This window comes from Streptomyces sp. NBC_01351 (genome assembly GCF_036237315.1).
Lineage (GTDB): Bacteria > Actinomycetota > Actinomycetes > Streptomycetales > Streptomycetaceae > Streptomyces.
The window spans coordinates 6,727,579-6,741,157 of record NZ_CP108356.1; the positions used below are offsets into that span (position 1 = coordinate 6,727,579).

The following is a 13,579-nucleotide window of genomic DNA, read 5'->3' on the forward strand; positions in this document are numbered from 1 at the left end:
TTTTGCTGCGTACCTTTGCCGTAGGAGAGTGGAGAGCGCAAGACCTCTGCGTTAAACGGACGTTACGAAGACCTCTCCGTCCGGATCGCGCCGGATCGCGCGGGGGCGTCCGGGTCACGGGTCACGCCAGGAAGCCCCGCAGCAGGGCCGCCGTGCCGCAGCAGTGCTCGCGCATGGCCTCGCGCGCCCCCGCGGCGTCCCGTTCCAGCACCGACTCCACGAGCGCGGTGTGCTGCTGCTGCGAGTGCTCCAGGTTGCGCACGAGCAGCGGGATGCAGTCCAGCAGGTCGTTGACCCTGGAGCGGACGGCCGCGTACTGGGCCGTCAGGGTGGCGGATCCGGCCAGTTCGCACAGGGTGAGGTGGAAGAGGGTGTCCTGGCGGCGGTAGTCGGCCAGCGGGGCGTCGTGGGTGGCGGTCAGCGCGCCCAGCAGCCGGTCGGTGCCCTCCTCGGACAGCCCCTGCGAGGCGCACAGCCCGGCCGCGCCCACCTCCAGGACCTCGCGGAAGCGCAGGACGTCCTCGATGTCCACGCCCGCGACCCGGCGGCGCAGCTCCTCCTCGGCGCCGCTCGCCGGGGTGTCGGGGCGGTGCAGCACAAACGTTCCGCCGTAGCGGCCGCGCCTGGCCTCCACCAGTCCCTGGTCCTGGAGTACCTTCAGCACCTCGCGGAGCGTGACCCGGCTGATCCCCATCCGCTCCGCCAACTCGCGCTCGGGCGGAAGCCGTTCACCGCCGGACACCAGACCCAGCCGGACGACCTGGAGGATCTGCTCCAAGGCCTCCTCGAAACCGTTGCCCGCCCGCACCTGCCGCAGCACGGGATCCAGCCGCCGGGCGGCGTCCCCCTCGCTCGCCGTGTCGGTCATCTTGGCTCCTCCCCTTCCCAAGCAATGGTTCTGTTCAATACCTTAGGCGCACTCGGCTCACCGAAGGAGAGATTCCAGTGGTAGACCGCAAGCCGCCGCTCGCGCCGGAGGAGCTCCGCTCCCTCGTCGCCAGCGGTGAGATCGACACAGTCGTCCTGGCCTTCCCCGACATGCAGGGGCGGCTTCAGGGCAAGCGGTTCGCCGCACAGTTCTTCCTCGACGAGGTCCTCGCGCACGGCACCGAAGGGTGCAACTACCTGCTCGCCGTCGACACCGACATGAACACCGTCGACGGCTACGAGATGTCCTCCTGGGACCGGGGCTACGGCGACTTCGCCATGCACCCCGACCTCGCCACCCTGCGCCGCATCCCCTGGAACCCGGGCTCCGCCTTCGTCCTCGCCGACCTCGCCTGGAACGACGGCTCGCCCGTCGTCGCCGCGCCCCGGCAGATCCTGCGCCGCCAGCTGGAGCGCCTCGGCGAGCTCGGCTACACCGCGATGGTCGGCACCGAGCTGGAGTTCATGGTCTTCCAGGACACCTACGAGCAGGCCTGGAACGCCAACTACCGCGGCCTGACCCCGGTCAACCAGTACAACATCGACTACTCCGTCCTCGGGACCGGGCGCGTCGAACCCCTGCTGCGCCGCATCCGCAACGAGATGCAGGCCGCGGGCCTGGTCGTCGAGTCGGCGAAGGGCGAGTGCAACTTCGGCCAGCACGAGATCGTCTTCCGCTACGACGACGCGCTCACCACCTGCGACCAGCACTCCGTCTACAAGACCGGGGCGAAGGAGATCGCCGCCCAGGAAGGTGTCTCGCTCACCTTCATGGCCAAGTTCGACGAGCGCGAGGGCAACTCCTGCCACATCCACCTCTCGCTCAGCGACACCGACGGACGCAACGCCATGGCCGGAGACGGGCCAGATGGAATGTCACCGGTGATGCGACACTTCCTGGCCGGCCAGCTGGCCGCGCTGCGCGACTTCTCCCTTCTCTACGCCCCCAACATCAATTCGTACAAGCGTTTCCGGCCGGGATCCTTCGCGCCCACCGCCGTCGCCTGGGGCGTGGACAACCGGACCTGCGCCCTCCGCGTGGTCGGTCACGGCCGCTCCATGCGCTTCGAGAACCGCCTCCCCGGCGGCGACGTCAACCCGTACCTCGCCGTCGCCGGCCTGGTCGCGGCCGGGCTCTACGGCATCGAGAACCGCCTGGAACTCCCCGAGGTGTGCACCGGGAACGCTTACACGGCCGACTACGCGCACGTCCCCACCACCCTGCGGGAGGCCGCGGAACTCTGGGAGAACAGCGAGATCGCCAAGGCCGCCTTCGGCCCCGAAGTGGTCGCCCACTACCGGAACATGGCCCGCGTCGAACTCGACGCCTACGACTCCGCAGTGACCGACTGGGAGCTGCGCCGCTCCTTCGAACGCCTGTAACCCTCCAAAAATCCGAACGTCTGTGAGGCACCACGTGTCCGATGCGCTGGCCCCTTTCAATCTAAGAGTGCTGAATCCGGCCACCGAGGAAACCGTCGCCGTCGTCCCGGCCGCCACACGGGACGACGTCGACGCCGCCGTCGTCCGGGCCGCCGCCGCCCAGCGCGCCTGGGCGGCGGCCGCCCCCGCCGACCGCGCCCGGCTGCTGCGCCGCTTCGCCGCGGCCGTCGACGCGAACATCGAGGAACTGGCCCTGCTGGAGGTACGCGAAGCCGGCCACACCATCGGCAACGCCCGCTGGGAGGCGGGCAACGTACGCGACCTCCTCGAATTCGCCGCAGGGGGAGTGGAACGGCTCTCCGGCCGCCAGATCCCCGTCGCCGGCGGCATCGACGTCACCTTCCTCGAACCCCTCGGCGTCATCGGCGTGATCGCCCCCTGGAACTTCCCCATGCCGATCGCCGCCTGGGGCCTGGCCCCCGCGCTGGCCGCAGGCAACGCCGTCATCCTCAAGCCCGCCGAGACCACCCCCCTCACGGCGCTGCGCCTCGCCGAACTCGCCCTCGAAGCCGGGATCCCCGAGCACCTCTTCCAGGTGCTCCCCGGCCACGGAGCGGTCACGGGCGACGCGCTGGTCGAGCACCCCGGCGTCGCCAAGATCGTCTTCACCGGCTCCACCCGCGTCGGCAAGCAGATCATGGCCAAGTGCGCCGACCGGGTGAAGCGGGTCACCCTCGAACTCGGCGGCAAGAGCCCCAACATCGTCTTCGCCGACGCCGACCTGGAGGCCGCGGCGGCCGCGGCCCCGATGGCCTTCCTCGACAACACCGGCCAGGACTGCTGCGCCCGCACCCGGATCCTCGTCCAGCGCTCGGTCTACGACCGGTTCCTGGAACTGGTCGCGCCCGCCATCGAATCCGTGGCCGTGGGCGACCCGCTCGACGAGAAGACCCAGATGGGCCCGCTGATCTCGCGCACCCAGCTGGAGCGCGTACGGTCCTACGTCACCGCCGACCTCACCACCATCCGCGGCAAGGCCCCCGAGGGCCCCGGGTTCTGGTACCCGCCGACCCTCGTCACGGACGTCGCCCCCACCGCGCCCGTGGCCTGCGAGGAGGTCTTCGGCCCGGTCGCCGTCGTCCTGCCCTTCGAGGACGAGGAGGACGCCGTACGCCTCGCCAACGCGACCGAGTACGGCCTCTCCGGCTCCCTCTGGACCCGCGACATCGGCCGCGCCCTGCGCGTCTCGCGCGCCGTCGCCGCGGGCAACCTGTCCGTCAACTCCCACAGCAGCGTCCGCTACTGGACCCCCTTCGGCGGCTACAAGCAGTCCGGACTCGGCCGCGAGCTCGGACCCGACGCCCTCACCGCATTCACCGAGACCAAGAACGTCTTCATCAGCACGGAGGCCTGAAGAACATGACCACTGAAGAGATCGTCTGCCGCCGCCTGGTCGGCCGCACCGCCGTCATCACCGGAGCCGGCAGCGGCATCGGCCTCGCCACCGCCCGCCGCCTCGCCTCCGAGGGCGCCAACGTCGTCTGCGGCGACATCGACGAGACCGCGGGCAAGGCCGCGGCCGAGGAAGTCGGCGGGACCTTCGTGAAGGTGGACGTCACCAGCCCCGAGGAGGTCGAGGCCCTCTTCAAGACCGCCTTCGACACCTACGGCTCCGTGGACATCGCCTTCAACAACGCGGGCATCTCGCCCCCGGACGACGACTCGATCCTCACCACCGGCCTGGAGGCCTGGAAGCGGGTCCAGGACGTCAACCTCACCTCCGTCTACCTCTGCTGCAAGGCCGCCCTGCCCTACATGCAGCGCCAGGGCCGCGGCTCCATCATCAACACTGCCTCGTTCGTGGCCATCATGGGCGCCGCCACCTCGCAGATCTCCTACACCGCCTCCAAGGGCGGCGTCCTGGCCATGTCCCGCGAGCTCGGCGTGCAGTTCGCCCGCGAGGGCATCCGCGTCAATGCCCTGTGCCCGGGCCCCGTCAACACCCCGCTCCTCCAGGAGCTGTTCGCCAAGGACCCCGAGCGCGCGGCCCGCCGCCTCGTGCACATCCCGCTGGGCCGATTCGCCGAACCCACCGAGATCGCCGCCGCCGTCGCCTTCCTCGCCAGCGACGACTCCTCCTTCATCAACGCCACCGACTTCCTCGTCGACGGCGGGATCTCCGGCGCGTACGTCACCCCGCTGTAAGCCGGCCCCCTCTCCGAACCAGCCGGGCGCCCCGCAAGGCGCCCGGCTGTTCCATATCCCGACCCGCCCGTCCCCGTAACCAGAGGAGCAGCATGCGCAGGAACAGAACCGCCACCCTCGCCCTCATAGCGGCCACCGGCTCCGGACTCCTCCTGGCGCCACCCGCCCGGGCCGACCAGAACTCCTGCGGCCGCGCAGCCGTCGGATCCGGCTGGTACGGGGACAACCGGGCCCGGCTCCAGCAACTCGTCGACCAGTACGGCACCTGCGGCCGACGGCACAAGCCCGTGGCCGTCTTCGACTGGGACAACACCGTCGTCAAGAACGACGTCGGCGACGCGACCATGTTCTGGCTGCTGCGCAACGGCAAGATCCGCCAACCCGCCGACTGGTCCGCCACCAGCCGCTTCCTGACCCCCGCGGCCGCCACCGCCCTGGCCGACGCCTGCACCGCCCTCGCCCGCCCCGGCGCACCGCTGCCCACCGGAACCCCCGCCGGAGCCGGCTGCGCCGACGAGATCAACGCCGTCTACGGCACCGCCGCCACCCGGACCGGCGCCGCCGCCTTCGCCGGCTGGGACCGCCGCACCACCGAGCCCTCGTACGCCTGGCTGGCCCAGCTCACGCAGGGCTGGACGGCCCGCGAGATCCGCGGCTTCGCCGCCGCCGCCCGCACCGAGAACCTCGCCGCCCCCATCGGCGCCACCCAGCAGGTCGGCACGGGCACCGCCACCGGCTGGGTCCGCTACTACGACCAGCAGCGGGACCTCGTCAACACCCTCCAGAAGGCCGGCTTCGACGTCTGGATCAGCTCGGCCTCCCCGCAGCCGGTCGTCGAGGTGTGGGCCAAGGGCGTCGGCATCGACGCGGACCGCGTCATCGGCATCCGCAACACGACGACCCGCGGCGGCCGGCTCACCCCCCACCTCCAGGGCTGCGGATCCGTCCCGGACGGGGCCGACACGATGATCACGTACATCGACGGCAAGCGCTGCTGGATCAACAAGGAGATCTTCGGGGTGCGCGGCGCGGACGCCGAGAAGGTCCAGCCGGCCGCCCGCCGCCAGGTGTTCGCCGCGGGCGACTCCGACACCGACATCTCGTTCCTGCGCGACGCGACCGCCCTGCGGCTCGTCGTCAACCGCAACAAGAACGAGCTGATGTGCCGGGCGTACGAGAACGGCGACGGCCGCTGGATCGTCAACCCCATGTTCATCGAGCCGAAGCCGCAGAAGCCCGCGCCCTACCCGTGCGCGACGACCGGCTACGTCGACCACGACGGCACCAAGGGCCCGGTCCTGCGCCCCGACGCGAGCGTCATCCCGGACCAGACGGACTCCGTGTACTAGAGGAAGGTCTTCCCTTCGCCCCGGTACGTCGGAGCGCTGCCCGTCACCCGGTCGCCCTCGACGAAGTGCAGGGTGTCGAACCGCTCGCACAGCTCACCGGCCTTCGCGTGCCGGAACCAGACCCGGTCGCCGATCAGCAGATCGTCGGCCGGGCTGCCGAGCAGCGGGGTCTGCACCTCTCCGGCGCCCTCCTGCGGGTCGTAGCGCAGCCCCTGCGGCAGGTACGGCACCGGCGAGCGGTCGGCGCCGGCCGCCCCGGAGGCCGGGTACCCGCCTCCGAGCACGGTCACCACGCCCACCCCGGGCCGCCGCACCACCGGCTGCGCGAACAGGGCCGCAGGACGCCCGCTGAACGTCGTGTAGTTGTCGAACAGCCGCGGCAGGTACAGCCCCGACCCGGCGGCGATCTCGGTCACCGCGCTCTCGGCGGCGGTCTCCGCGACGCTCCCCGTCCCGCCCCCGTTGACGAACTCCAGGTCCGGGACGACCTCCCGTACCGCCCGCACCACGGCGGCCCGCCGCGCCGCCAGCTCCTTGCGCGCCGCGCCCTGCATCAGCCGGATCGCCCGCGACCGCACCGGCCGCCCGGCCAGCGAGTCCCCGACCCCGGCCACGTGGCCCTCGTACGCCATCAGCCCGACCACCCGGAAACCGGGCCGCGCGCTCACCACCCGCGCCAGCTCCGCCAGCTGCGCGGGCTCCCTCAGGGGCGAGCGCCGCGCCCCGACCCGGACCCGCCCGCCGAACAGCTGCAGCGCGGTGTCCAGTTCCAGGCAGACCCGGATCTCCTCGGAGCCGCCGTCCCGGGCCCGGTCGATGAGCTCCAGCTGCGCCGGATCGTCCACCAGCACCGTCACGGCGGCGGCGAGCTTGGCGTCACCGGCCAGCGCCGCGAACGCGGCCCGGTCGACGGACGGATAGGCGAGCAGCACGTCCTCGAACCCCGCCCGGGCCAGCCAGATGGACTCCGCCAGGGTGTACGACATGATCCCGGCGAACCCGGGCCGCGCCAGTACGCGTTCCAGCAGCGCCCGGCACCGGACGGACTTGCTGGCCACGCGCACGGGCTTGCCGCCGGCCCGCCGCACCAGATCGTCGGCGTTCGCGTCGAACGCGTCGAGGTCCACGATGGCCAGCGGCGCGTCGAGATGCGCGGTCGCCCGGTCGTACCGGGCCCGGTCGGAAGACATGGCGGCAGCTTGCCAGAGGTCTGTACCGGTGGGTAGGGGTCCCCGCCCCGCCCTTCCTCCGTTCCCCGGGCTCCGCCCGGACCCGCGCCCCAATCGCCGGCGGGGCCGGGTGGGCAGGTGCGCCTCAAAGATTCGGGGCTCCGCCCCGGACCCTCTCCCCCAGCTACCGCTGGGAGGTGCCCCCACCAGACTCCGTCCCGGGGACCCCCACTCCTCAAACGCCGGAGGGGCTGAATCCTCCCCGCCGAGGCGTGGCCGAGCCGACCCCCACCGAGCCACCGACCCGCACGGAACCCCGTAGAGTACGGGCAGGCAGCCGTACGGAACGGGGGGCGGAGCCGCCGGATGACCACGACGACACCGCGGACCGAGTTCACGGACCGGCCCGACCCGGACCGGCCCGACCCGGACCAGCCCCCCGCCACCACCCCCCGCCCGCGCCGCAGCCCCGCACGGGTGGCCGCCGCGGCGCTCTGCGCGATCCTCGGGACCGGCCTCGTCGCCGGCGCCGGCCTCACCGCCTGGTCCGAACACCGCGCCACGCACCACGCGCCCTCCGCCGATGCCGCCTACCGCAAGGCCGAGTCGCTCTGGCACTCCGCCCCCGTGGACAGCCTCCTGCCGCCCCTCCTCGCCGGCCCCGCGGCCGGCCCCGGCGGCGCCGACCGCAGCTGGACCCGGATCGCACTCGCCCCCGACGCCGAGTGCCCCGCCGCCCTCTCCGCCGACTGGCAGCGCCTCCTGGCCGCCACCGGCTGCACCCGCGTGCTCCGCGCCACCTACACCGACGCCACCGGCAGCTCCCTGATCACCGTCGGCATGGTGTTCACCCCGGCCGACGCCCCCGCCTTGGCCGCGCTCACCGGGCAGCTCACGGCCCCGCCCGCCCACGGCTTCGCCGACGCACAGCGCGCAGCCTGGACCGCGTCCGTGCTCTCCGACGCCCCCGTCGTGCTCTACACGGTGTCCGCCTTCGCCGACGGCCGCCGACTGGACGCCCCCCTCCCCGCCGAGGACCTGATGAAGAAGGACGCCACGGGCCCCGCCGCCCGGGCCGGCCTCGGCCACGAGGCCAAGGGCCTCGCGGGCCGCGTCGCCGCCGCCGTACGCACCCTGACGACCCCGCCCAGCCCGGCGCCGACCCGATGAGCGCGGCCAGCCGTACAAGCGCGGCCGGCGGTACAAGCGCGGTCAGCCGTACACCGGCCCGTACGGTCGCCCTCGCGCTCGCCGCCCTCCTCGCGGTCGGCGCCACCGCGCCCACCGCCGTCGCCGACAGCATCCGCGACCGCGAGTGGGGCCTGCTGGCCCTGCGCGCCGAGGAGGCCTGGGGGACCACCCGCGGCGACGGGGTCACCGTCGCCGTCCTCGACACCGGGGTCGACGACTCCCACCCCGACCTCGCCGGCCACGTCCTGGAGGGCACCGACCTCGTCGGCATGGGCGCCGGCCGCGGCGACCGCTCCTGGGCCCGCCACGGGACCGCGATGGCGAGCATCATCGCCGGGCGCGGCCACGGCCCCAACCGCGGCCAGGGCGTGCTCGGCGTCGCCCCGCAGGCGAAGATCCTGCCGGTCCGCGTGATCTTGGAGGAGGGCGACCCGGGGCGCGCCAAGGCCCGCGAGTCCAAGGGCGGCGCCCTCGCCGAGGGCATCCGCTGGGCCGCCGACCACGGCGCCGACGTGATCAACCTGTCCCTCGGCGACGACAGCGACTCCGCCCACCACGAGGCAGGGGAGGACGAGGCGGTCCAATACGCCCTCGCCAAGGGCGTGGTCGTGGTCGCCTCCGCGGGCAACGGCGGCGAGACCGGCGACCGCGTCTCCTACCCGGCCGCCTACCCCGGGGTGATCGCGGTCACGGCCGTCGACCGCCGCGGCAGGAAGGCCAAGTTCTCCACCCGCAACTGGTACGCCACCGTCAGCGCCCCCGGCGTGGACGTGGTCATCGCCGACCCCGACCGCTCCTACTACGAGGGCTGGGGCACCAGTGCCGCGGCCGCCTTCGTCTCCGGCGCCGCGGCCCTGGTCAAGGCCGCGCACCCGGAGCTGTCCCCGGCCCAGGTCAAGAAACTGCTGGAGGACACCGCCTCCGACTCCCCGCCCGGCGGACGCGACGACGCCCGCGGCCACGGGATGGTCGACCCGGCCGCCGCCCTCCAGAAGGCGGACGGGATGCACCCGCAGGCGCCGGTGCCCACCCCCGCCCCGGCCGAGCGGCCCTACTTCGGCTCCGGCCCCGACCCGGTCCGCCCGCCCGAGCGCGCCGCACGGCTCGGCGCCCCGGTGGCGGCGGTCGCGGGGGCGGTGCTGCTCGCGCTGTCCGTCGCACTGGCCCGCCGCCCGCGCCGGGGCACCCGGGGACGGGACGCGCGCGCCGCACAGTAGGGTCGGATCACTGTGGCGAACGAGACGAGCAAGGCGAACGTGGCGAGCAGGGCGAACGTGGCGAACACGGTGGACATGGCGAACAAGAACATTCCCGACCCGGGGTTCTCCGACGACGACGGCTCCGCCGACCCCCGGCTGACCGCGGCCCTGGCGGCCTGGTCCCAGGACCGGGCCAAGGAGCCGGAGGTGCTGGCGGCGCTCAAGGACGCCCGCCTGCTGGTCCCGGTCGTCGCCGTGCTCGGCGAGGTGGAGACCGATCCGGAGACCGGGCTCAAGCGCGAGAAGACCAGCGACATGGCCGTCCCCACGCTGCGGGCGGGCGACCGGCGGGCCCTGCCCGCCTTCACCTCCATCGCCTCGCTCGCCCTCTGGGACCCCGCGGCCCGGCCGGTGGCCGTCCCGCTGCACCAGGCCCTGGCCGCCGCCGCGCACGAGAAGGCCGACACGGTCGTCCTGGACCTGGCCGGCCCCGTCGCCTACCAGCTGACCGGCGCCGCGCTGCTCGCGCTCGCCGAGGGCCGCACCGACGCCGACCCGCTGGCCGATCCCGCCGTACGGGAGGCCGTACGGGCCGCCGTGGCGGCGGAGCCGGCCGTGCTCCGGGCCCACCTGGGCCGCGGCGGCGCCGACGCCGACGGCACCCTCGCCGTCGTGCTGGCCGCCGACGCGCAGGCCCCCGCCGCCGCACGCCGGATCGCGCAGGCGCTGGCGGCGGACGAGACCCTTCGGGCCCGCCTGGTGCGCGGGCTGGACCTGGCGCTGCTGCCGTCCGACGGGCCGGTCCCGCCGGGGCAGCCGCTGTTCAGCCGCTGAACGACGAAAGGGGCCGAGCGGTCCGGAACGTTCCGGATCGCTCGGCCCCTTCGCGCGTATGCGCGTGGAGGATCAGGCGTAGACGGGACCGGTGAACTTCTCGCCCGGACCCTGGCCCGGCTCGTCCGGGACGATGGAGGCCTCGCGGAAGGCGAGCTGGAGCGACTTCAGGCCGTCGCGCAGCGGCGCGGCGTGGAAGGAGCTGATCTCGGTGGCGCTGGCGGTCACCAGGCCGGCCAGGGCGTTGATCAGCTTGCGGGCCTCGTCGAGGTCCTTGTGCTCGGAGTTCGGCTTGTCCAGACCCAGGTTGACCGCCGCGGCGCTCAGCAGGTGCACGGCCACCGTGGTGATGACCTCGACGGCCGGGACCTCAGCGATGTCGCGGGTCAGGTCGTCGTAGTCGGGGGTGGCTTCGGTGGCAGCGGAGGGCGTCGCGTCAGTCATGCGTCCCACGATATGCCGTGGAGCGGCCCCGTACACACGGTGGTAGTATGTACTTCGACCGGCCGGACACCTGCGTGCCCGGCCCACAAGTGGAGGCTCCGATTCTCCCACCTGACCACCCTCCGGGGAGGCAGGTCACCGGTCAGGCGGCATCCATCGTTCCGTACGGACGATGGAAAGCTGCCCGAGTTTGCGCCCCGCGGTTCGCACGCGTCGGTGCTCCGGTTGTTTTGGAGCCCCTGCCTGTGCCCGGCGGGGCTTTTTTGATTCTCCCGCCGCGGTCGGTCTGACGGAAATACACGTCAGCGGCTGTCTGCCAGGCAGCCGTGTGGTGCTACCGAGGAGGATCCATCAGCACCGAGCCCCGCATCAACGACCGGATTCGCGTTCCCGAGGTACGACTCGTCGGTCCCAGCGGCGAGCAGGTCGGCATCGTGCCGCTTGCCAAGGCGCTTGAGCTCGCACAGGAGTACGACCTCGACCTGGTCGAGGTAGCGGCCTCCGCACGCCCGCCGGTCTGCAAGCTCATGGACTACGGCAAGTTCAAGTACGAGTCGGCCATGAAGGCCCGTGAGGCGCGCAAGAACCAGGCGCACACGGTCATCAAGGAAATGAAGCTCCGGCCGAAGATCGACCCGCACGACTATGACACCAAGAAGGGTCACGTCGTTCGGTTCCTCAAGCAGGGCGACAAGGTCAAGATCACGATCATGTTCCGTGGTCGCGAGCAGTCCAGGCCGGAACTCGGCTACCGACTGCTGCAGCGTCTCGCTTCGGACGTCGAGGACCTCGGGTTCATCGAGTCGAACCCGAAGCAGGACGGCCGAAACATGATCATGGTCCTCGGTCCGCACAAGAAGAAGACCGAGGCGATGGCCGAAGCCCGCGAGGCGCAGGCCGCCCGCAAGGCCGAGCGCCAGGGTCTCGCCGTCACCGACGAGGACGCTCCTTCCGAGGAGACCGCCCTGGTCGAGGACGAGACCACTGAGGTTGCCGAGCTTGCCGAGGCCACCGAGGTCACCGAGGCCGCCGCCGACGAGGCGAACGCCGAGGCCTGATTCCGAGGCAGCCTGTCTCGGATCACCCGACACAACATGACGCTCCCGCTCGCCGGTCCCATCCGGATCGGCGAGGGAGCGCCACCGACGAGGAGATAACGGCGCTATGCCGAAGAACAAGACGCACAGCGGTACCAAGAAGCGCTTCAAGGTCACCGGCTCCGGCAAGGTGCTCCGCGAGCGCGCCGGCAAGCGCCACCTGCTCGAGCACAAGTCGTCCCGTGTCACCCGCCGCCTGACCGGCACCGCGGAGATGGCCCCCGGCGACGCCGCGAAGATCAAGAAGCTTCTCGGCAAGTGATGTTCTCCGCTCCCGCGCCGGGAGCGGATGAGCGTCAAGACCGGGACCCCATCGAATTCGGGCCGTGTGAAGACACCCACGGCCCCGCTACAAGGAGTAAAAAGTGGCACGCGTCAAGCGGGCAGTAAACGCCCACAAGAAGCGCCGGGCAATCCTCGAGGCGGCCTCTGGCTACCGCGGTCAGCGTTCGCGCCTGTACCGCAAGGCCAAGGAGCAGGTCACCCACTCGCTGGTCTACAACTTCAACGACCGCAAGAAGCGCAAGGGCGACTTCCGTCAGCTGTGGATCCAGCGCATCAACGCTGCTGCCCGCCAGAACGGCATGACCTACAACCGCCTCATCCAGGGTCTGAAGGCCGCCAACATCGAGGTGGACCGCAAGATCCTCGCCGAGCTGGCCGTCAACGACGCCAACGCGTTCGCCGCGCTGGTCGAGGTCGCGCAGAAGGCCCTTCCGGCCGACGTCAACGCCCCCAAGGTTGCTGCCTAAGGGCTAGCCGGCCCGCTTGACGCGGCCGGCCCCCACGGACCCGCAGGCATTCGCCTGCGGGTCCGTGTGCTTTCCCCAGCGGGCATCCCGCAGCCCCGGAACTTCGAAAGAGAACCGCAGACACCATGGGTCACCCCGACGAGCTGATCTCCCCCCGGTCCCCGAGGGTGGCCGCCGCCCGGCGCCTGGCCCGGCGCAACTTCCGCACCAAGGAGCGCCGGTTCATCGCGGAGGGCCCCCAGGCGGTCCGCGAGGCCGTCGAGCACCGCGGAGCCGAGGGCGCGTCGACCCTGATCGAGCTGTTCGCCACCGTCGAGGCCGCCGAGCGCTACGCCGACATCGTCGAGGCCGCCGAGCTGGCCGGGGCGCGCGTGCACTACGCCTCCGACGAGGTCCTCGCCGAGGTCTCGCAGACCGTCACCCCGCAGGGTCTCGTCGGCGTCTGCCACTTCCTCGACTCGCCCTTCGAGGACATCCTGAAGGCCCGGCCCAAGCTCGTCGCCGTCCTCGCGCACGTCCGCGACCCCGGCAACGCCGGTACGGTGCTGCGCTGCGCGGACGCCGCCGGCGCGGACGCGGTGGTGCTCACCGACGCCTCCGTGGACCTGTACAACCCCAAGTCCGTACGGGCCTCCGTGGGCTCCCTCTTCCACCTGCCGGTGGCGGTCGGCGTCCCCGTGGAGCAGGCCGTCGAGGGGCTCCGCGCGGCCGGCGTACGGATCCTCGCGGCCGACGGGGCGGGCGAGGACGACCTGGACGCCGAGCTGGACGCGGGCACCATGGGCACCCCCTCGGCCTGGGTCTTCGGCAACGAGGCCTGGGGCCTGCCGGAGGAGACGCGGGCGCTCGCGGACGCCGTCGTACGGGTCCCGATCCACGGCAAGGCCGAGAGCCTGAACCTCGCGACGGCCGCCGCCGTCTGCCTGTACGCCTCGGCGCGTGCACAGCGGGCGCCCGGAGGGTGCCGCTCCGTGACCCCCAGCTAGTAATGTGGCGGCCCGGGGGCCCACTGCGCTACTCGGAGATGTG

14 protein-coding genes are annotated in these 13,579 nt (G+C 72.4%); 11 read left to right on the forward strand and 3 right to left on the reverse strand.

From position 1 onward, the window contains the following. Positions 1-121 precede the first annotated feature (121 nt). Entirely contained in the window at positions 122-868 is a 747-nt protein-coding gene (locus tag OG625_RS31015; protein WP_329387609.1) for a FadR/GntR family transcriptional regulator, read from the reverse strand. Positions 869-945: 77 nt separating this feature from the next. On the opposite strand from OG625_RS31015, the gene OG625_RS31020 reads away from it, so the two are divergent. The 4 genes from OG625_RS31020 (at position 946) to OG625_RS31035 (ending at position 5,864) form a co-directional block, all read left to right on the forward strand. Further along, a complete protein-coding gene (locus tag OG625_RS31020; RefSeq protein ID WP_329387611.1) occupies positions 946-2,310 on the forward strand; it encodes a glutamine synthetase family protein in 1,365 nt (454 codons plus the stop codon). Positions 2,311-2,377: 67 nt separating this feature from the next. Continuing rightward, a complete protein-coding gene (locus OG625_RS31025; RefSeq protein WP_329387613.1) occupies positions 2,378-3,724 on the forward strand; it encodes an aldehyde dehydrogenase family protein in 1,347 nt (448 codons plus the stop codon). A gap of 5 nt (positions 3,725-3,729) precedes the next feature. Next, the gene (locus tag OG625_RS31030) at positions 3,730-4,515 is read left to right on the forward strand and encodes a 3-oxoacyl-ACP reductase (protein WP_329387616.1); all 786 of its coding nucleotides are present in this window, start codon (positions 3,730-3,732) and stop codon (positions 4,513-4,515) included. Positions 4,516-4,607: 92 nt separating this feature from the next. Further along, a complete protein-coding gene (locus OG625_RS31035) occupies positions 4,608-5,864 on the forward strand; it encodes a haloacid dehalogenase-like hydrolase (RefSeq protein WP_329387620.1) in 1,257 nt (418 codons plus the stop codon). On the opposite strand, the gene OG625_RS31040 is transcribed toward OG625_RS31035, so the two are convergent. Further along, the gene (locus tag OG625_RS31040; protein WP_329387622.1) at positions 5,861-7,054 is read right to left on the reverse strand and encodes an amino acid deaminase/aldolase; all 1,194 of its coding nucleotides are present in this window, start codon (positions 7,052-7,054) and stop codon (positions 5,861-5,863) included. The two genes, OG625_RS31035 and OG625_RS31040, sit on opposite strands and share 4 nt — an antisense overlap. 345 nt (positions 7,055-7,399) lie before the next feature. Between OG625_RS31040 and OG625_RS31045 the strand changes: the two genes are divergently transcribed. From OG625_RS31045 to OG625_RS31055, 3 genes are all read left to right on the forward strand, one after another. Beyond that, positions 7,400-8,203 (forward strand): hypothetical protein, encoded by an 804-nt coding sequence (locus OG625_RS31045; protein ID WP_329387624.1) that lies wholly within the window; start codon positions 7,400-7,402, stop codon positions 8,201-8,203. Then, a complete protein-coding gene (gene mycP, locus OG625_RS31050; RefSeq protein WP_329387626.1) occupies positions 8,200-9,441 on the forward strand; it encodes a type VII secretion-associated serine protease mycosin in 1,242 nt (413 codons plus the stop codon). The genes OG625_RS31045 and mycP overlap by 4 nt, the downstream gene beginning before the upstream one ends. Before the next feature lie 75 nt (positions 9,442-9,516). Further along, positions 9,517-10,257 (forward strand): SseB family protein, encoded by a 741-nt coding sequence (locus tag OG625_RS31055; protein ID WP_329391133.1) that lies wholly within the window; start codon positions 9,517-9,519, stop codon positions 10,255-10,257. A 72-nt stretch (positions 10,258-10,329) separates the two neighbouring features. On the opposite strand, the gene OG625_RS31060 is transcribed toward OG625_RS31055, so the two are convergent. Next, a complete protein-coding gene (locus tag OG625_RS31060) occupies positions 10,330-10,701 on the reverse strand; it encodes a DUF1844 domain-containing protein (protein ID WP_329387628.1) in 372 nt (123 codons plus the stop codon). A gap of 326 nt (positions 10,702-11,027) precedes the next feature. On the opposite strand from OG625_RS31060, the gene infC reads away from it, so the two are divergent. From infC to OG625_RS31080, 4 genes are all read left to right on the forward strand, one after another. Continuing rightward, positions 11,028-11,759 carry a translation initiation factor IF-3 gene (gene infC / locus OG625_RS31065; protein WP_329387630.1) on the forward strand — a complete coding sequence of 244 codons (732 nt, stop codon included), beginning with the start codon at positions 11,028-11,030 and terminating at the stop codon, positions 11,757-11,759. A gap of 106 nt (positions 11,760-11,865) precedes the next feature. Next, positions 11,866-12,060, forward strand: a complete 195-nt coding sequence (gene rpmI, locus OG625_RS31070; RefSeq protein WP_030860183.1) for a 50S ribosomal protein L35 — start codon at positions 11,866-11,868, stop codon at positions 12,058-12,060. A gap of 103 nt (positions 12,061-12,163) precedes the next feature. Beyond that, positions 12,164-12,550, forward strand: coding sequence for a 50S ribosomal protein L20 (rplT, locus tag OG625_RS31075; protein WP_030157251.1), 387 nt, complete (start codon positions 12,164-12,166; stop codon positions 12,548-12,550). 125 nt (positions 12,551-12,675) lie between these two features. Beyond that, positions 12,676-13,536: a TrmH family RNA methyltransferase gene (locus OG625_RS31080; RefSeq protein ID WP_329387634.1), complete on the forward strand. Its 861-nt coding sequence runs from the start codon at positions 12,676-12,678 to the stop codon at positions 13,534-13,536. Positions 13,537-13,579: the final 43 nt, after the last annotated feature.